Annotated in this window: 18 protein-coding genes; 10 read left to right on the forward strand and 8 right to left on the reverse strand. The window is 73.0% G+C overall.

Annotation, left to right across the window (positions count from 1 at the left end):
• Positions 1–21 precede the first annotated feature (21 nt).
• The 8 genes from Q7A36_RS15045 to Q7A36_RS15080 all read left to right on the forward strand — a co-directional run bounded on the left by Q7A36_RS15045 (position 22) and on the right by Q7A36_RS15080 (position 5,824).
• Entirely contained in the window at positions 22–360 is a 339-nt protein-coding gene (locus Q7A36_RS15045) for a hypothetical protein (RefSeq protein ID WP_305104535.1), read from the forward strand.
• Positions 361–383: 23 nt separating this feature from the next.
• On the forward strand, positions 384–590 hold the full coding sequence (locus Q7A36_RS15050) for a hypothetical protein (RefSeq protein WP_305104536.1): 207 nt from the start codon (positions 384–386) through the stop codon (positions 588–590).
• The gene (locus Q7A36_RS15055; protein ID WP_305104537.1) at positions 562–990 is read left to right on the forward strand and encodes a hypothetical protein; all 429 of its coding nucleotides are present in this window, start codon (positions 562–564) and stop codon (positions 988–990) included. Before Q7A36_RS15050 ends, Q7A36_RS15055 begins: the two co-directional genes overlap by 29 nt.
• 167 nt (positions 991–1,157) lie before the next feature.
• Positions 1,158–2,492 (forward strand): ABC transporter substrate-binding protein, encoded by a 1,335-nt coding sequence (locus Q7A36_RS15060; protein WP_305104538.1) that lies wholly within the window; start codon positions 1,158–1,160, stop codon positions 2,490–2,492.
• A gap of 2 nt (positions 2,493–2,494) precedes the next feature.
• Positions 2,495–3,247 carry an ABC transporter ATP-binding protein gene (locus Q7A36_RS15065; protein WP_305104539.1) on the forward strand — a complete coding sequence of 251 codons (753 nt, stop codon included), beginning with the start codon at positions 2,495–2,497 and terminating at the stop codon, positions 3,245–3,247.
• Positions 3,244–3,984 carry an ABC transporter ATP-binding protein gene (locus Q7A36_RS15070; protein ID WP_305104540.1) on the forward strand — a complete coding sequence of 247 codons (741 nt, stop codon included), beginning with the start codon at positions 3,244–3,246 and terminating at the stop codon, positions 3,982–3,984. The genes Q7A36_RS15065 and Q7A36_RS15070 overlap by 4 nt, the downstream gene beginning before the upstream one ends.
• A complete protein-coding gene (locus Q7A36_RS15075; protein WP_305104541.1) occupies positions 3,984–4,838 on the forward strand; it encodes a branched-chain amino acid ABC transporter permease in 855 nt (284 codons plus the stop codon). Before Q7A36_RS15070 ends, Q7A36_RS15075 begins: the two co-directional genes overlap by 1 nt.
• Complete coding sequence (locus Q7A36_RS15080; RefSeq protein WP_305104542.1) at positions 4,835–5,824, forward strand: branched-chain amino acid ABC transporter permease; 990 nt, start codon at positions 4,835–4,837, stop codon at positions 5,822–5,824. Before Q7A36_RS15075 ends, Q7A36_RS15080 begins: the two co-directional genes overlap by 4 nt.
• On the opposite strand, the gene Q7A36_RS15085 is transcribed toward Q7A36_RS15080, so the two are convergent.
• The 6 genes from Q7A36_RS15085 to pgsA form a co-directional block, all read right to left on the reverse strand.
• Positions 5,727–7,217 (reverse strand): hypothetical protein, encoded by a 1,491-nt coding sequence (locus tag Q7A36_RS15085; RefSeq protein ID WP_305104543.1) that lies wholly within the window; start codon positions 7,215–7,217, stop codon positions 5,727–5,729. The two genes, Q7A36_RS15080 and Q7A36_RS15085, sit on opposite strands and share 98 nt — an antisense overlap.
• Positions 7,214–7,582 carry a VOC family protein gene (locus Q7A36_RS15090; protein ID WP_305104544.1) on the reverse strand — a complete coding sequence of 123 codons (369 nt, stop codon included), beginning with the start codon at positions 7,580–7,582 and terminating at the stop codon, positions 7,214–7,216. Before Q7A36_RS15090 ends, Q7A36_RS15085 begins: the two co-directional genes overlap by 4 nt.
• On the reverse strand, positions 7,579–8,046 hold the full coding sequence (locus Q7A36_RS15095; RefSeq protein WP_305104545.1) for a molybdenum cofactor biosynthesis protein MoaE: 468 nt from the start codon (positions 8,044–8,046) through the stop codon (positions 7,579–7,581). Before Q7A36_RS15095 ends, Q7A36_RS15090 begins: the two co-directional genes overlap by 4 nt.
• Positions 8,043–8,294 (reverse strand): molybdopterin converting factor subunit 1, encoded by a 252-nt coding sequence (gene moaD / locus Q7A36_RS15100; RefSeq protein ID WP_305104546.1) that lies wholly within the window; start codon positions 8,292–8,294, stop codon positions 8,043–8,045. The genes Q7A36_RS15095 and moaD overlap by 4 nt, the downstream gene beginning before the upstream one ends.
• Before the next feature lie 8 nt (positions 8,295–8,302).
• Complete coding sequence (locus Q7A36_RS15105) at positions 8,303–9,004, reverse strand: hypothetical protein (RefSeq protein WP_305104547.1); 702 nt, start codon at positions 9,002–9,004, stop codon at positions 8,303–8,305.
• Positions 9,005–9,066: 62 nt separating this feature from the next.
• Positions 9,067–9,687 carry a CDP-diacylglycerol--glycerol-3-phosphate 3-phosphatidyltransferase gene (gene pgsA, locus Q7A36_RS15110; protein WP_305104682.1) on the reverse strand — a complete coding sequence of 207 codons (621 nt, stop codon included), beginning with the start codon at positions 9,685–9,687 and terminating at the stop codon, positions 9,067–9,069.
• 810 nt (positions 9,688–10,497) lie between these two features.
• Here pgsA and Q7A36_RS15115 point away from each other — a divergent pair.
• Together Q7A36_RS15115 and Q7A36_RS15120 are read left to right on the forward strand one after the other, a co-directional pair.
• Entirely contained in the window at positions 10,498–11,442 is a 945-nt protein-coding gene (locus Q7A36_RS15115; RefSeq protein WP_305104548.1) for an NAD(P)H-binding protein, read from the forward strand.
• A gap of 202 nt (positions 11,443–11,644) precedes the next feature.
• Positions 11,645–13,063, forward strand: coding sequence for an amidase (locus Q7A36_RS15120; RefSeq protein ID WP_305104549.1), 1,419 nt, complete (start codon positions 11,645–11,647; stop codon positions 13,061–13,063).
• Between the two features lie 114 nt (positions 13,064–13,177).
• Here the strand turns inward: Q7A36_RS15120 and Q7A36_RS15125 are convergent, their stop codons facing one another.
• Both Q7A36_RS15125 and uvrC read right to left on the reverse strand, forming a co-directional pair.
• Positions 13,178–13,798, reverse strand: a complete 621-nt coding sequence (locus Q7A36_RS15125) for a P-loop NTPase family protein (protein ID WP_305104550.1) — start codon at positions 13,796–13,798, stop codon at positions 13,178–13,180.
• Positions 13,799–13,902: 104 nt separating this feature from the next.
• Positions 13,903–15,786 carry an excinuclease ABC subunit UvrC gene (gene uvrC, locus Q7A36_RS15130; RefSeq protein ID WP_305104551.1) on the reverse strand — a complete coding sequence of 628 codons (1,884 nt, stop codon included), beginning with the start codon at positions 15,784–15,786 and terminating at the stop codon, positions 13,903–13,905.
• Between the last annotated feature and the right edge of the window lie 188 nt (positions 15,787–15,974).

A 15,974-nucleotide genomic window follows, 5' to 3' on the forward strand; every position in this document is an offset into this window, starting at 1 on the left:
AGGCTGGAACAGTCGAAGGCGATGGTGCAGCAACTCTCCCGCGCCGAGGTGGAGGCCGCATTCCGTGAGATGGGCGAGGCTCTGGTCCGCGCCCGCAAGACGGCCGAGATCGCCGTTTTCGGCGGCGCGGCCATTATGCTCCAATTCGAGGTGGAGTTCCGCACGGGCGATGTCGATGCGCGTGTCGAGGCCGGAGACCACGGCGCCCTGATGGCGGCGGCCCGCGAGGTGGGGGACCGCCGCGGGTGGCTGCGCTCCTGGTTCAGCGAGGCCGTGACCACTTACCTGAGCGGCGCCGGCGCCACTGCATTCCACGGCAGTTATCCAAGGAGACCCGCGCCGGCCTGCGGGTCTACGTAGCCAAGCCCGACTACCTGCTGGCGATGAAGCTCCGGGCATTGCGGCTTGGCACGCGTGACGAGGCCGATGCCGCCATGCTGGCCCGCGCCAGCGGCATCACGAGCCGCGAGGCGATGGTCGGCCTGCTGCAGCGCTATTTTCCGGCAGAGCCACCCGATCCGCGCCGTGTGCTGCTGATTGCCCGATTTGCGGAGACGCTGCATGCGCCCCCATCCAACGAGCCTGGCTGAGGCCGTCCGCTGGGCCGCCGAGGGCGGCGACGCCCTGGCGGTGACAATCGACGAGTTCCTCGATGCCTTCTACACGGAAACCGATCCCGGCCGGCGCGCCGCGATGATCCGGGAAGAGCCGCCGCGATTGGGGCGGGAGCGGGATGACGCCTATGTCGGCGCCGTGGCCGAGCATCTGGCGCGCCGCTGGGGTCTGCCCGTCCCGGCCTGGGCCGCCGCCGATGACCGCGAGGTGTCCGAGCCTTGGTTCGTCGGCAGCATGGGCAAGAGCCTCGCGCCCCTGCTGCTGGTCGAGAGCCCGATCGCCTTCCGTCGCCGGCGCATCTTCACCGAGGCCGAGCCCCTGCGCCGCGCACGCATGCCCCTCGACGCTTCGGTGAACCCCTTCGCTCCCGCTTGACGGCCCGGCGCGGCCATCGTCCACTCCTGGCAACGGCCGCGCGGACAAGGATGCGGCGAGGGAGACGTCGCAGCCCCGCCGCGTGGATCGCGCCCCCATCCCATCGCCGCATGCCCCGATCCGGAAGGGACAACCCCATCCGCGGCCCTGGGAGAGGAAGACCAAGGATGCAGGGCAACGGCACGTCTCGCCGCACCATTCTCCAGGCCGGCGCCGGCCTCGGCCTCGCCGCCAGCGTGCCGGCGACGGCGCGGGCGCAGACCGGCCCGGCGCGCGGCGGCGATCCCTTGCGCATCGGCGTCATGACCGACCTCTCCGGCCCCTTCGCTGGCGCCGGCTCCGTCCCGCTCTTCCAGGGCGCCGAGGTGGCGATCGAGCTCTTCAACGAGCGCGGCGGCGTCGATGGCCGCCCGGTCGCCGCCGTCTCCGCCGACAGCCAGTCCAAGGCCGATGTCGCGATCAACGAGGCCGAGCGCCTGCTGGGGCAGGAGAAGCTGGAGGTGGTGACGGGGATCTACTCCTCCGCCCATGCCGTGCCGCTCTCCGGCCGGTTCGAGGCGCAGAAGAAGATCATGTGGATCACCTCGGCCATCGCCACCGCCGTGCTGAAGGACAAGGGCTTCCGCTACGTCTTCCGCCCCACCGTGCACAGCGACCAGTATGCCGAGGGCACCGTCTCCGTCGTCGCCGAGCAGGCCAAGGCCAAGCTCGGCATGGACCCGGAGAAGGTGAAACTCGCCGTCATCTACGAGGACGGGCCCTACGGCACCGGCGTCTCCTCGGCGATCGAGGCCAATGCCAAGGCCCGCGGCATGCCGGTGGTGCTGAAGGAGGCCTATTCGGCGACCACGCCCGACCTCTCGACGCTGGTGACCAAGCTGCGGCGGGAGCGGCCGGACATCGTCTACCAGGTCGGCTACAACCCCGACATCACGCTCTTCCTGCGCCAGGCGCGCTCGGGCGGGCTGCGCTTCCGCATGCTCTTCGGCCATGGCGCGGGCTGGTCGCAGATCGACAAGCTCTGGGAGACCTTCGGCAAGGACATCGAGTTCATGTGCAACGCCGACCCGGCGGCGACCCAGATGCTGGACTGGGAGAAGCTGCAGCCCGGCGTCGGCGACCTGGCGAAGACCTTCGTCGCGCGCTACCAGGCGAAGCACAAGGTCAACGACCTGCCGACCCATGCCTCCATGGGCTTCAACAACACCTGGATCTTCCTCGAGCACGTCCTCAAGCCCGCCGTGCGCAAGACCGGCGGGATGAGCGCCGAGGCGCTGCGCGAGGCGGCGCTGGAGGTCGACATCCCGCAGGGCGGGACCATCCAGGGCTATGGCGTGAAGTTCGAGCCGCCGGGCAGCAGCATGTCCGGCCAGAACGGCCGCAGCATCTGCGTGGTGATGCAGTTCGAGAACGCCAAGTCGCACGTCATCTGGCCGGCCGCGCTGGGGCGCGAGCCGGTGCTGCCGCTGCCTGCCTCCAACCCCTACGCGCTGCGGTCCTGAGGGTGAGCGGCGCCACGCCGCTCCTGCAGGTCGAAGGGCTGACGAAACGCTTCGGCGGCTTCACGGCCGTCGACGGCGTCTCCTTCACCGTCGCGCAGGGCGAGATCCTCGGCCTGCTCGGGCCGAACGGCTCGGGCAAGTCCACCACATTCAATTGCATCGCCGGCATGCTGAAGCCGAGCGCGGGCTCGGTGACGCTCGCCGGCGAGGAGATCGGCGGCCTGCCGGCCGAGGAGACCTGCCGGCGCGGCATCGGCCGCACCTTCCAGATCCCGCGCCCCTTCCGCGGGTTGTCGCTGCTGGAGAATGCCGTGCTCGCCGCGCATTACGGCGCGTCCGGGCGGATCGACGCGGCGGAGGCCACGCGGCGGGCGCGCGACGCGCTGCGGCTGGCGCAATTGCCGGACGACCCCCACGCCACCACGCATGGCCTCGGCGCCGCCGGCCTCAAGAAGCTGGAACTGGCCCGTGCCCTGGCGACCCAACCAAAACTGCTGCTGGCCGATGAGAGCCTCGGCGGGCTGGATTCCGGCGAGATGCGCCAGGCCGCCGAGATGCTGAAGCGCATCCGCGACGAGCGCGGCATCACCATCGTCTGGGTGGAGCACATCATGGGCGTGCTTCTCTCCGTCGTCGATCGCGTGGTGGTGCTCGACCATGGCGCGGTCATCTTCCGCGGCACCCCCGCCGAGGCGCAGGAGGATGCCAAGGTCGCCGAGGTCTATCTCGGGCCACCGGAATCGAGGGCGGCATGAGCGTGGCGCTGCAGCAGGGGCCGGGGCCGGTGCTCGAGCTCTCGGGCATCCAGGCCGGCTATGGCGACTTTCAGGCGCTCTTCGGCGTCTCGCTGCGCGTCGAGCCCGGCGAGGCGGTCGGCGTGGTCGGCCCCAATGGCGCGGGCAAGACCACGCTGCTCCGCGTCATCTCCGGCCTGATCCGGCCGCGTGCCGGCACGCTGCGCTATGGCGGGCAGGACCTGACCGCGGTGCCGCCGCATGCGCTGCCGGGCCTCGGCATCGCGCATGTGCCGGAGAACCGCCGCCTCTTCCCCCATCTGACGGTGGAGGAGAACCTGAAGGTCGGCGCCTTCACCCGGTCCGCGCGGGCGCGGTTCGAGCAGCGGCGCGAGCATGTCTTCGAGCTCTTCCCCCGCATGAAGCAGCGCCGGCACCAGTTGGCCGGCACCATGTCGGGCGGCGAGCAGCAGATGTGCGCCATCGGCCGCGCGCTGATGTCGGGGCCACGCATTCTCCTGCTCGACGAGCCCTCCGCCGGCCTCGCGCCGCTGGTGGTGCAGCAGGTCTTCGAACTGGTGCGGCGCATCCGGCAGGAAGGGCTGACGGTGCTGATCGTCGAGCAGAACGTGGCGCAGGTGCTGCGCGTGGTGGACCGCGCCTATGTGCTGGAGACGGGGCGCGTCGCCGCCGAGGGGCGCAGCGCCGACCTCGCCGCCGATCCCGCCATCCGCCGCTCCTATCTCGGGGGGCATTGATGGATCCGTTCCTTCTTGAGGCGCTGGTCAACGGCATCCTGCTCGGCGGCGTCTTCGCCCTGCCGGCGCTGGGGCTGAATCTGGTCTTCGGCGTCGTGGACGTGGTCTGGCTCTGCTATGCCGAGCTGGTCATGGCCGGCATGTATGCCGTCTGGTTCCTCTACACCCAGGCCGGCTTCCCGCTGGCGTTGGCCTTTGCGCTCTGCCTGCCGCTGGTGGCCCTCCTCGGGCTGCTGCTGCACCTGATCGTCGTGCGGCCGCTGCTGAACAGCCCGCCGATCAACCAGGTGCTGGCGACCGGCGGCGTGCTCTTCGTGCTGCAGGGGGCGGCGACGCTGGTCTTCTCGACCGAGTTCCGCTCGCTCGGCGTTGACATGCCGCCGATGGAGGTGGGCGAGGTTTTTGTGAGTGGCACCAAGCTGGCGGCCTTCTGTGCCGCGCTGCTCGGCGCCGCCGTCCTCTGGGCCTTCCTGAAATTCACCTATGTCGGCACCGCCATCCGCGCCATCGCCCGCGACCGGGAGGTGATGCCGCTGATGGGCGTCGATCCCCGCAGCATCTACCTCATCGCCTCGGCGGTGGGCGGGGCGCTGGCCGGGCTCGCCGCCTGCCTGCTGGTGGTGCAGCTCGATGTCCATCCCTTCGTCGGCCTCTCCTTCGGGCCGATCACCTTCATGATCTGCGTCATGGGCGGTCTCGGGAACATGCTCGGCGGCTTCCTCGCGGCCTTCCTGATGGGGCTCATCATCTCGGTCGGCGGCTTCTGGGGCACGACGGAGTTCTCCTACGTCGTCGCCTTCGCCTTCTTCATCGTCGTCATGTTCCTCCGGCCGAAAGGGCTCTTCGCGCGATGAACGGCCTGGCCCTTCCGGTCGCGGTGATCGCGGCGCTCGCCTGCGTGCCGCTGCTCTCGCCGCCCGACTATGTCATGCACCTTCTCATCACCGCCCTGCTGACGGCGCTGGCCGGCACGGGCTGGGCGATGATGGGGCGCTTCGGCCTGGTCTCCTTCGGCCATGGCGCCTTCCTCGGCCTCGCCGCCTATACGATGGCCCTGCTCTGGAACGAGGCGGGGCTGACGCCATGGCTCGGCATCCCCGTCGGCATCGCCGTCGCGGTCGCGGCGGGCATCGCGCTGGCCTGGCCGGCCTTCCGGCTGCGCGTGGTCGGCCACTACTTCGCCCTCGTCACGCTGGCGGCGGGCGAGATCGTGCGCATCCTGATCGTGGCACTCCGCGACCACACCGGCGGCTCGCTCGGCATGACGCCCGCCAAGGCGCCGGAGGGCGCGGCCTTCCTCGCCATGCAGTTCGACAAGGCGGGCTTCTGGTGGATCGCGCTCGTCGCCTGGGGCTTCGGGCTGTTCTGCTGGCGGATGCTCGACCGCTCCATGTCATCCAAGGCGCTCGCCGCCATCTCGGAGGACGAGGACGCCGCCGCCTCCATCGGCATCCGGGTGACGATGGAGAAGCTGAAGGTCACGGTGATCTCGGTGGCGCTCGCCGCGCTCGCCGGCGCGCTGACCGCGCAGTACCGGCAGTACCTGAACCCGGAATCGCTGGCCGGCCTCGGCATCTCCCTGCAGATCGTCTTCGGTGCCATCGCCGGCGGGATGTACGTCTCCTTCGGCCCGACCATCGGTGCGCTGATCACCATCGGGCTCGAGGAAGGGTTGCGCATCTTCTTCGGCACGGAGCTGACTGGCGCCGCGCCGCTGGTCTATGGCCTGCTGCTGGTGCTGTTCATGCTCTACATGCCGCGCGGGATGGCCGGCCTGTTCGAGCGGAAGGCAAAGGCGCCGGTGGCGGCGAAGGCGGCGCCGGGCACGGCGACGGCGTAGCCGGCGAACCCGCCCGCACGGCATCGGCCCTGGCGGGGGCGGCGGAGGCGAGCAGCGCGGCGAGCGGCAGCAGCCAGGCGATCCGCGCCTGGTAGCGGTCATGCGGGCCGGAGAGGGCGCCGGTCGCCGCGGCATTGGCGGCGACGCCGACCAGGACGCAGAGCACGAGGCCGAGGCGGCGCTTGTCCCGCACCCGCGCCCAGGCCAGCAGCGTGCCCGCGGCGCCGAGCAGCAGCGCCGCCGGGTGCAGCGCGAGGAAGGGCTGCGCCGCCGGCCGCAGCAGGCCGCGCGCCTGCAGCGAGGCCGCGAAGCGCGCCTGCTCCGCCCGCGGGAAGCCCAGCGCCAATTGCCGCGCGACCGAGGCCTCGAGGTTCTCCGGCCCCAGCGTGTCGCCGACCCGCGCCATGAACAACTGCCGCCAGGTGTTCAGTGCAGCAGCCTGCAGCACCGCCAGCGGCTCACGCCGCAGCGTCTCGGCGAGGATGGCGGCGGCCTCGGGCGCGAGGGAGATCGGCCCGCCCGGCTGCGCGCCATCCGTCCGCGGCGCCCAGACCGGTCCTGCCGGACTCCAGAGGAACTCGTCGCTGTCCGCCGGCAGCCGCCCGGCCCAGCGGCAGAGATGCCAACCAGCCTCCGGGCAGCGGGCCGCGATGGTCCGCGCCGCCGGGCCGTCCGCGACCAGCCGGGCCAGGGCGAAGACCGCGCCATGGGGCGAGACGGCCCACCGCCCATGCGCCCAGGCATTGGTCGCCAGCAGCAGCGCGAGGGCGCCCGCCAGCGGCAGGGCACAGCGCAGCGCCGGCCGCCAGTCCCGCCGCAGCGCCAGCACCAGCGGCGCCAGCGCGGCGGCGAGGGGCAGGTGCGAGAGGTGCGCCGCGCAGGCGAGCAGCGCCAGCAGCCCCAGCGCCGCGCGCTCCCACCGCGCCAGCCCGTCCCAGCCGAAGCCCAGCAGGAACAGCGCGAGCACCAGCGCCGGCGCCAGCCAGTCCGGCATCAGGCTCGCCGCGAACCAGGGCGCCGCCGTCGCGGCCGCGAGCCCGGCGCAGAGCAGCAGGTGCCGCCCGGGCGTCGCGCCGCCGAGGGCACGCTGCACCAGCCAGAGCAGCCAGGAGAGCGCCAGCCCCTGCGCCGCCACCGGCAGCCACAGCGTCAGCCGCCAATGGAAGGCATGCAGCACCGGCCCATAGACGAAGGGCTTGTCCCAGACCGGCCAGCCCAGGACGGTCTGCGCCAGGAAGGCGCCGGTGTCGCTGAAGACCAGCGGGTACCCGTTCAGCGCCGCCGGCCAGAGCAGCAGCGCCGCCCCCGCGGCGATCGCCGCCGCCCTTGCATGTCGGGCGGGCCGATCCGGACCTCCGCGCCCTGCGGCGCTCTGGTCCCCGGTGCGCCTCACGCCGCGGCGTAGAGCTCGATCACGTTGCCCTCCGGGTCCGCCACGCGCAGCACCCGCGGCGGCGCGCCCGAGGGGCCCGGCGCGTCCAGCACCGCGACGCGCGCTGTCAGCATGCGGCGGTGCCAGCGCTCGAGCTCGGCATCCTCGACTGGGAAGGCCAGCAGCGTGCCTGCCTCCGGCGCCCGGGCGCTGGGGAAGAGCGCGTCGCCGCGCGCCCGCAGCACCAGCTCCACCCCGCCCAGCCGGTAGCGCAGCGCCTGGCCCGGCTCGGCCGGCGCGAGGCCGAGGATGCGGCCGAAGAACTCGCGTTGCCGGTGGGGGTCGCGGCAGGCGAGCTCCACCCGCGCCAGCGGGCCGGGGCTCACCGGCGCCCATCCCAGCGGGCGGCGGCCAGGTCGTCCTCCGCCTTGGCCTCGACCCAGCGCTCCGCGCCGCCGGCGAACTCCTCGCGCTTCCAGAAGGGCGCGCGGGTCTTCAGCCAGTCGATCAGGAAGGCGCAGCTCTCGAGCGCCGCGGCGCGGTGGGCGGAGGCGGTCAGCACCAGCACGATCGGCGCCCCCGGCTCCAGCCTTCCGTGGCGGTGGATCACGGTGCAGCCCGAGAGCGGCCAGCGGGCGCAGGCTTCCTCGGCGATGCGGGCGATCGCCCGCTCGGTCATGCCGGGATAATGCTCCAGCACCAGGGCGGCGAGCCCGTCATCGGCGCGGCACAGCCCGACGAAGCTGGCGATGCCGCCGACATCGACGCGGCCGGCCGTCAGCGCCGCGCTCTCGGCGGCGAGGTCGAAGGGCTCCGCCTGCACGCTGACGCGCGGGACGACCCGGCTCATCCGCCCGTCACCGGCGGGAAGAAGGCGATCTCGTCCCCGGCCGCGACCGGCGCGTCCGGCGTCGCGAATTCCTGGTTCACCGCGGCGCGGATCTGCCGCGCCTGGGCGAAGGCCGCGGCATGGCCGGGGCTCCGGCCGGCGAGCCAGGCGACGAGCCCGGCCACGTCGCGCACCTCCGGCGGCGGGGCGATCTCCTCCTCCGCCAGGCCCACCTTCTGCCGCACCCAGGCGAAGTACAGGACCCGCATGCCGGGGCTCACCGCGACGGGACGCTCTGCACCTGGCCGTTCGGCCCGATCAGCGTCGTCGTGTTGCCGTCGTTGATGGCGGTGCCGGTGCCGCCGCCCGGGGTGATGAAGCTCTGCACCCGGTCGGTGCCGCCGGTGGTGATGGCGGGGCCGTTCGGCGTGGTGATCACCCGGCCATCGGCGCGGGCCGGCGGCGGCGCGGTGGTGCCGGGCACCGGCGCGGCAGCGGTGGGCGGCGGGAAGCCCGGCTGCCGCAGCGGCGGCGGCGGCGGGGTGGAGGCGCCGCCGCGCAGGCCGGGCGGCAGGCCCGGATCGGTCGGCTGCCATTCCGAGCGCGGCGCGGGGCCGGAGGGGCGGTCGAGCTCGCCCTGGCGGTAGTTCGGGATGCCGCGCATGGCCGCATCCGGGTTGGCCAGGGTGGCGCGGGGTGCCTCCGGCACCGGCCAGACATCGCCGTCCTCCGGCCGCAGCGGGGCGAGGGGGGCGGCGGTGCCGGTGACCCGGGCGATGGTCGCGCTGTCCTGCGGCGGGATGGGGCGGCTGCGGCCCCAGGGCGCGCCCAGCGCGGCGCCGGCATCGGCCAGCCGGTCGGTGGCCCGGGCGCTGCTGTCGTCCAGCCAACCCGTCGTCCTGCTGTAGCTGCAGCCGCCGAGCAGCACCGCGGCCCCGAGCAGGGTCGCCTTCGCCGCGGTGACACCGATCCGTCGCATGACCAACTCCCGTCGCCCCGGCTGGGGCCATGATCCGAAGATGCGTCGCACGCCGCCGGCCCTCAAGGCCGCACCAGCGGTTCGGGCCGCCGTTCCGCCGGCGGCCCGGCAGGCTCGGCGGCGGCATGGTGGAGGCCGGCGATCAGGTAGTCGCGGCCCGTCACCAGCGTCAGCGCCGCGGCGGTCCAGAGCATCGCCTCCCCGATCAGGGAGACCGGCAGGAAGCCGAGATGCAGCGCCCCCGCCGCGGTGTCGCCGGCCAGAAGGGTGCCGAGCGCGCCCATCTGGAAGCCGGTCTTCCACTTGGCGAGGCGGGAGACCGGCAGGCCGATCCGGAGATCGGCGAGGTACTCGCGCAGGCCGCTGACCAGGATCTCCCGCAGCAGGATGACGATGGCGGGATAGAGGGTCCAGCCGGTCAGCCGGTCGTGCCCGGCCAGCACCATGAGCGCGGCGCCGACCAGCAGCTTGTCGGCGATCGGGTCCAGCATGCGGCCGAAGCCGGAGACCAGCTTGCGCTGCCGGGCGATGCGGCCGTCGAAATAGTCGGTGATGGCGGCGGCGGAGAAGACCAGGCAGGCCGCGGCATCGCCCCAGGGCGTGCGCAGCGCCACCAGCGCCACCAGAAGTGGGATGGCGGCGATCCGCGAGAGGGTCAGGAGGTTCGGCAGGTCGGTCGGCATGCGCGGCGCAGTCATGGCCGAGGCGCCCGGCCGGGGCAAGCCTGGGGAGGGGAGGAGACGGACGGGCGGCAGGGCCTGGCGGTGCGGGATGTGGTTTTCGGACAAAGTCCCCGGGGGCGATTGCGGCGGGATTGTGGCGGTCAGGGGCGGGCTGCGCCGGGCGGTGGGGCCGCGCGGGCTGAGCGCGGGCCTGCCTTCGGTACCTGGCTCGGGCGATCCGGTCGCGGCTGGCGGGTCGCGGCGCGCCGGTGGAGGAGGGCATGTCGGCATGGGCAGGCCTCTCCGCAGCGGCGGGTGGCGGAGGCTAGTCCGGAATCCTGCTGTCTTCAAGAAAATAATCCTATATCTCCGTTCCGATTCCGGTCCTCTCCCGGCTAGGGCCAGGGCCAGGGCCAGGGCGGCGCGCCAAGCGCCCGGGCGCAGGTGCCGGGGCGCGCGATCTCCGGCGCAGGCCCTTGCGCGGTCGGCGGCCGGAGCCATCGGACGGCGGAGTCGGCAGGGCCCCGGGCGGATTGCCGCCGGGATGGGCATCGCTCCGCACGGTGCGGGCAGGGGCCTGAGGTCCCCGAACACCCGCGCCGCCGACCGGACCGGCCGCATGGCCTGCCGATCACCCGGGACGGCGCGGCGCATGTCCGGGGACGAACCTCCGGGCTCGACCCCGGCCGGGGGCGCCTGGCCGCATCACCGGTCGGCCGTGCCGCCGCCGTCCTTGCCGTGCTCCGCGCCCGCCGGCCTGGGCCGGGCCGCCTCCGGCCGGAACCTGCCGCCGGGCGCTGCCGTTCACCCTCGATCAGCCACCAGGAATCCATGAGCGCGGGCACTGGCATCCTGCAGCGCGCCGGCGGGCCGAGGCCGGCGGGCCGCATCGGCGCGCCGGTCCATGTGGTCGGCGCGACCAGCCGGCCCGGGGCGGCGCTGTGCCGCGCCCTGGCCGCGGCGGGCGAGGCCTTCGTGCCGGTGCTGCGCGACCCGGCGCGCTGGCGGGCCCTCGACCTGGCCGGCGAGCCGCGGCTGGCCGACCTGCGCGGCGCCGAGGCCCTGCAGCGCGCCTTGCGGGATGCCACGCATGTCGTCGCCTGCGTGCATGCCCAATGGACACCGGCGATCCTGGCCGCCGCGCCGCCGGCGGCGCGGCTCGTGCTGACCGGGTCCACGCGCCGCTTCTCCCGCTGGCCGGACGCGCATGGCGATGGCGTGCGGGCCGGCGAGGCGGCGCTGCTGGCCAGCGGCCGCCCCGGCATCATGCTGCACCCGACGATGATCTACGGCACCGAAGGCGAGAACAACGTCCGGCGCCTCGCCGCGCTGCTGCGCCGCCTGCCGGTCGCGCCGCTGCCGGGCGGCGGGCGGGCGCTGGTGCAGCCGATCCATCAGGACGACGTGGCGCGCTGCTTCCTGGCCGCCCTGCGCCGCCCGGCGGACACGCCGGAGGCGCTGGTGATCGCCGGGCCCACGCCGCTGGCCTACCGGGATTTCCTCGTGGCCGTGGCGCGCGCCGCCGGGCTGCGGGTGCCGGCGGTGCTGCCCGTCCCTGCCGGCCCGCTGCGCCTGCTGGCGCCCCTCACGCGCCTGCTGCCCGGCATGCCGCGGATCGAGGCCGACGAGATCCGCCGCCTGACGGAGGATAAGGCCTTCGATATCGGGCCGATGCGGGCGCGGCTGGGCGTGGAGCCCATGCCGCTGGCCGAGGGGCTGGCGCGGACCTTCGGGCAGGGGCTGGCTGCGGCGCCGGCCCGGGACGGCGCGGCATGAGCCGCCCAGGGGGCGGCGAGGCGCAGGGCGTCCCGGGGAGCGGCTGCAGGCGGGTGCCGCGCGGCTGCGCCATGCGGGCGCCCGTCCGCCCGGCCGCCACTGCGCCGTCCTTCCGGCCCGGCCCGGGGGACGCGCCGCCGGCGCTTGACACCCCGGCGCGACCGCCGAAGCTGGCGCCCAAGGCAGGCAGGGGCGGCGGGTGATGGACAGGGACGAGATCGGCTGGCTCGGCGTCGCGGAACTCGGCGCGCTCTACCGCGCGCGGCAACTCTCCCCGGTCGAGGTCGTGCAGGCCATCCTGGCGCGGATCGAGCGCATCGACCCGCAGATGAACGCCATGATGCGCGTGACGCCGGAACATGCGCTGGCCGCCGCCCGCCGCTCCGAGGCGGTGTTCCGGGAGGGCGGCACGCCGCGGCTGCTGGAGGGCATCCCCGTCACCATCAAGGACCTGCAGCCAACCAAGGGCGTGCAGACCGACTACGCCTCCGCGGTCATGCAGGGCACGATCCCGGATGCCGACGCGCCGGTGGTCACCCGGCTGCTCGAGGCCGGCGGCATGATGCTGGGCAAGACCACCTCGGCCGCGGAATGGGGCTGGAAGGGCGTCAGCCAGGCGCCGATCTCCGGCATCACCCACAATCCCTGGGGGCGGGGGCTGAATGCCGGGGCCTCCTCCTCGGGCGCGGGCGTCGCCGCGGCCTGCGGCTACGGGCCGCTGCACCAGGGCGGCGACGGCGCGGGCTCGGTCCGCATGCCCGCGCATTTCTCCGGCGTCTACGGGTTGAAGCCGACCTATGGCCGGGTGCCGAACTGGCCGATGTCGAACAACGACCTCGCCACCCATATCGGCCCGCTGACCCGCAGCGTGGCGGATGCCGCCGTCATGCTGCAGGCGATCGCCGGGCCGCACCCCGCGGACTTCACCTCGCTCGAGGCGCCGCCGCAGGACTATGCCGCACGGCTCGGGGCGGCGAGCATGAAGGGCAAGCGGATCGCCTATACCCGCGACCTCGGCCATGCCCGCGTCGACCCGGAGGTGGCGGAGCTGGTCGAGAAGGCCGTCACCGCCTTCGAGGCGATGGGCGCGCATGTCGAGGAGGTGACGCCCGCCTGGGGGAAGCTGGGGCCCGAGCTGGTCCGCTTCTTCTGGCCGGCCACCTTCACCGCGCGGCTGCGCTACCTGCCGGAATTCGAGAGCCGGATGGATCCCGGCTTCGTCGCGATGATCAGGTCGGCCGCCGACTGGACCGTGCCGCAGTTCATGCAGATGCGCGAGCGCCGCTTCGCCTATATCGAGGCGATCCACGCCTTCATGCAGGACTGGGACTTCCTGCTCTCGCCCGCGGTCAGCGTCGCCGCCTTCCCGGCCGACCGGCTGCAGCCGGAACACTGGCCGCAGCACCCCTGGGACTGGCTGATGTGGGCGGAGTTCTCCTACCCCTTCAATTGGTCGGGCAGCCCGGCGGCAAGCGTTCCCTGCGGCTTCACCCCGGCCGGCCTGCCGGTCGGGCTGCAGATCGTCGGGCGGCGCTTCGACGACCTCGGCGTGCTGCAGGCGAGCGCGGCCTTCGAGGCGGCGCGGCCCTGGGCGCAGCACCTGCCGCCGGTGGCGGGGTAGGGGGCGCGGCCGAGGCCGGGTGCCCGGCCGGAGGTTCGGTGGGCGCGGAGTGACGTCCTCGCGGCGCATGCCGCCCGATATCCGCGCCGCCACGGCCGGATCGGCTTCGCGCCCTCAGGCCGCTTCGCGGCGAGCACGCTGCTCTGTCTCGACGGACCGCAGGAAGCACCGGATGTCCGAGTGGGATCGCAGCCGATAGGTCCGCTTGGACGTCGCCGCGGCGACGAGCCTGCGGTACCGCGGGGTCAGCCTCCTATGGCAGGGCCAGACGACGCGGTAGGAACTGAGCGAGCTTGCCCAGACCGGCGCGTCCTGCGGCCAGCCGCCCGGTGTCCTGAAGAGTCCCTGGGCCAGTCGCTTCGTCACGCCCCAATAATGCAGGGCGACGGGCAGATCGATATGCACGAGCGTGTCGGCGGCCTCGAAGCGCTTCCAGGCCAGCGCGATGTCGTCGAAGCCATCGATGATCCAGGCGTCCCTGCCGAGGATGTCGTCGTGGAGCCGTTCGTAGGCATCGCGGGACAGCCTGCCGCCATCCGCCGCATCGGCGCGGAAGCGACCGTCGCGGAATTGGATGACGTCGGTCACGAAGAGCGGCAGGCCGGTGATCTCTGCCAGGCGTCGCGCGAGCGTCGACTTGCCGCCCCCGGCATTCCCGAATACGGCAACCTTTCGCATGGGCAACACGCTGCGCCTTTGCCCCCGTGACCGAGCCACCGGTTCGGTCGCAAGCATAGTACGGATTGCGTTCGCGGCGCTGGTCCGGACGACCGCCCTGGGTCGAGCAACTGCCGGGGAGGCTGCGCCTGACGGGACCACGACGCCACATCCCGATCCTGCTACCCGTCCGTCGTGCCGGGATGGAAATGCCCGTAGATCTTGCGCGCGACGCTCGGCCCGATGCCTGGCGCGTTCTCCAGGTCGGAGAGCGCCGCGTTGCGCACCCCGCGCGCGCTGCCGAAGTGGTTGAGCAGTTTCCGTTTCAGCGCGCTGCCGACGCCCGGGATCTCGTCCAGCTCGCTCTTCACCAGCGACTTCGAGCGCCCCGCGCGGTGGGTGGTGATGGCGAAGCGGTGCGCCTCGTCCCGCAGCCGCTGCAGGTAGTAGAGCACGGGGTCGCGCGGCGGGAGCTGGAAGGCCGGGCGCTCGTGCTGGTGGAACCACTCCCGCCCGGCATCGCGGTCCGGCCCCTTGGCGATCGCCACCAGCGGCACGTCGTGCACGCCCAACTGCGAGAAGACCTCCCGCGCCGCGTTGAGCTGGCCGAGGCCGCCATCGATCAGCACCAGGTCGGGCCAGGTGCCGGATTCGCGCTCCGGGTCCTCCTTCAGGGCGCGGCCGAAGCGGCGCTCGAAGACCTCCCGCATCATACCGAAATCGTCGCCGGGCCTGACATCCGACTTGATGGAGAATTTGCGGTAGGCCTGCTTCAGGAAGCCCGAGGGGCCGGCCGCGACCATGACGCCATAGGCATTGCTGCCCTGGATGTGGCTGTTGTCGTAGATCTCGATCCGCTCGGGCGTCGAGGAGAGGTCGAAGACCCGCGCCACGCCCTGCAGCAGCGCCTCCTGCGCCGTGCCCTCGGCGAGCTTGCGCTCCAGCGCCTCCCGCGCATTCGTCTCGGCATGTTCCACGGCGGCGCGCTTGTCGCCGCGCTGCGGCCGGTGCAGCTCGACCTTGCGCCCGGCCTTAATCGTCAGGGCCTCGGCGATCAGCGCCTGCTCGGGCGGCGCGTGGCTGAGCAGCACCAGCGGCGGCGGCGGCAGGTCGTCATAGAGCTGGGCGAGGAAGGCGCCCATCACCTCCTCCGGCCCCTGCTCCCCCTTGGAGAGGAAGAAGGGGCGGTTGCCGTTGTTGCGGCCGCCCCGGAAGAAGAAGACCTGCACGCAGGTCTGCCCCGCCGCCTGGTGCAGCGCGACGACATCGGCATCGCCGATGCCCTCCATGTTGATGCGGTCGCGCCCCTGCACATGGGTCAGGCCGCGGATGCGGTCGCGGATGGCGGCCGCGCGCTCGAACTCCAGCGCCTCGGCGGCCTGCTCCATCTCCTTGGCCAGTTCCTTCTGGATGCTGGGCGTCTCGCCGGAGAGGAACTGCTTCGCCTGGTGGACCAGCCCGGCATAGTCCTCCCGGCCGATGCGGTCGACGCAGGGGGCGGAGCAGCGGCGGATCTGATACAGGAGGCAGGGCCGGTCGCGGCTCTCGAACACCGTGTCGCGGCAGGAGCGCAGCAGGAAGACCCGCTGCAGCGCGGTCAGCGTCTGGTTCACCGACCAGGCCGAGGCGAAGGGGCCCCAGTAGCTCGCGCCCTTGCGCCGCTCGCCCCGGTGCTTGGTGATCTGCGGATAGGGGTGGTCCTCGGTCAGGACCAGCCAGGGATAGGACTTGTCGTCGCGGAGGACGATGTTGTAGCGCGGCCGCAGCCGCTTGATCAGGTTGGCCTCGAGCAGCAGCGCCTCGGCCTCGGAGGCCGTGGTGATGACCTCGAGGCTGCGCGTCTCGTGCACCATGCGGCGCAGCCGCTCGGGCAGGCGGGCGATCTGGGCATAGGTCGCCACGCGCTTCTTCAGCGCCCGCGCCTTGCCGACATAGAGCGCATCCCCCTTGGCATCGAGCATGCGGTAGACGCCGGGCGAGAGCGGCAGGGTGGCGAGGGCGGTCTCGATGACCCGGACCCCCTCCATGACGGGGGCCTCGGCCTCTCCGGTCTCGGCTTGGCTCATGCGCCCCGATTAGGGCGGCGCGGCTGGCCGCGGCAAGCCGCGGTTCTCCACGGCGACTGTGGATAACCCTGTGGACGCAAAGCCGTGAGTCCCGTGCAAAGCCGCGTCACAGGCCGGTCACATGACAATGCCCAGGATTTCGGCACTTTCCTAAGATGCTGATGGAAAACGGTTTCCTGGGATACCCC

This window comes from Paracraurococcus lichenis (genome assembly GCF_030657435.1).
Lineage (GTDB): Bacteria > Pseudomonadota > Alphaproteobacteria > Acetobacterales > Acetobacteraceae > Paracraurococcus > Paracraurococcus lichenis.

What these genes read in the sequence shown, in the direction of transcription:
- Q7A36_RS15045 (WP_305104535.1), top strand. Translation starts at nt 22, where the DNA reads ATGGTGCAGCAACTCTCCCGCGCCGAGGTGGAGGCCGCATTCCGTGAG.
- Q7A36_RS15050 (WP_305104536.1), top strand. Translation starts at nt 384, where the DNA reads ATGAAGCTCCGGGCATTGCGGCTTGGCACGCGTGACGAGGCCGATGCC.
- Q7A36_RS15055 (WP_305104537.1), top strand. Translation starts at nt 562, where the DNA reads ATGCGCCCCCATCCAACGAGCCTGGCTGAGGCCGTCCGCTGGGCCGCC.
- Q7A36_RS15060 (WP_305104538.1), top strand. Translation starts at nt 1,158, where the DNA reads ATGCAGGGCAACGGCACGTCTCGCCGCACCATTCTCCAGGCCGGCGCC.
- Q7A36_RS15070 (WP_305104540.1), top strand. Translation starts at nt 3,244, where the DNA reads ATGAGCGTGGCGCTGCAGCAGGGGCCGGGGCCGGTGCTCGAGCTCTCG.
- Q7A36_RS15075 (WP_305104541.1), top strand. Translation starts at nt 3,984, where the DNA reads ATGGATCCGTTCCTTCTTGAGGCGCTGGTCAACGGCATCCTGCTCGGC.
- Q7A36_RS15080 (WP_305104542.1), top strand. Translation starts at nt 4,835, where the DNA reads ATGAACGGCCTGGCCCTTCCGGTCGCGGTGATCGCGGCGCTCGCCTGC.
- Q7A36_RS15095 (WP_305104545.1), bottom strand. Translation starts at nt 8,046, where the DNA reads ATGAGCCGGGTCGTCCCGCGCGTCAGCGTGCAGGCGGAGCCCTTCGAC.
- moaD (WP_305104546.1), bottom strand. Translation starts at nt 8,294, where the DNA reads ATGCGGGTCCTGTACTTCGCCTGGGTGCGGCAGAAGGTGGGCCTGGCG.
- Q7A36_RS15105 (WP_305104547.1), bottom strand. Translation starts at nt 9,004, where the DNA reads ATGCGACGGATCGGTGTCACCGCGGCGAAGGCGACCCTGCTCGGGGCC.
- pgsA (WP_305104682.1), bottom strand. Translation starts at nt 9,687, where the DNA reads ATGCCGACCGACCTGCCGAACCTCCTGACCCTCTCGCGGATCGCCGCC.
- Q7A36_RS15115 (WP_305104548.1), top strand. Translation starts at nt 10,498, where the DNA reads ATGAGCGCGGGCACTGGCATCCTGCAGCGCGCCGGCGGGCCGAGGCCG.
- Q7A36_RS15120 (WP_305104549.1), top strand. Translation starts at nt 11,645, where the DNA reads ATGGACAGGGACGAGATCGGCTGGCTCGGCGTCGCGGAACTCGGCGCG.
- Q7A36_RS15125 (WP_305104550.1), bottom strand. Translation starts at nt 13,798, where the DNA reads ATGCTTGCGACCGAACCGGTGGCTCGGTCACGGGGGCAAAGGCGCAGC.
- uvrC (WP_305104551.1), bottom strand. Translation starts at nt 15,786, where the DNA reads ATGAGCCAAGCCGAGACCGGAGAGGCCGAGGCCCCCGTCATGGAGGGG.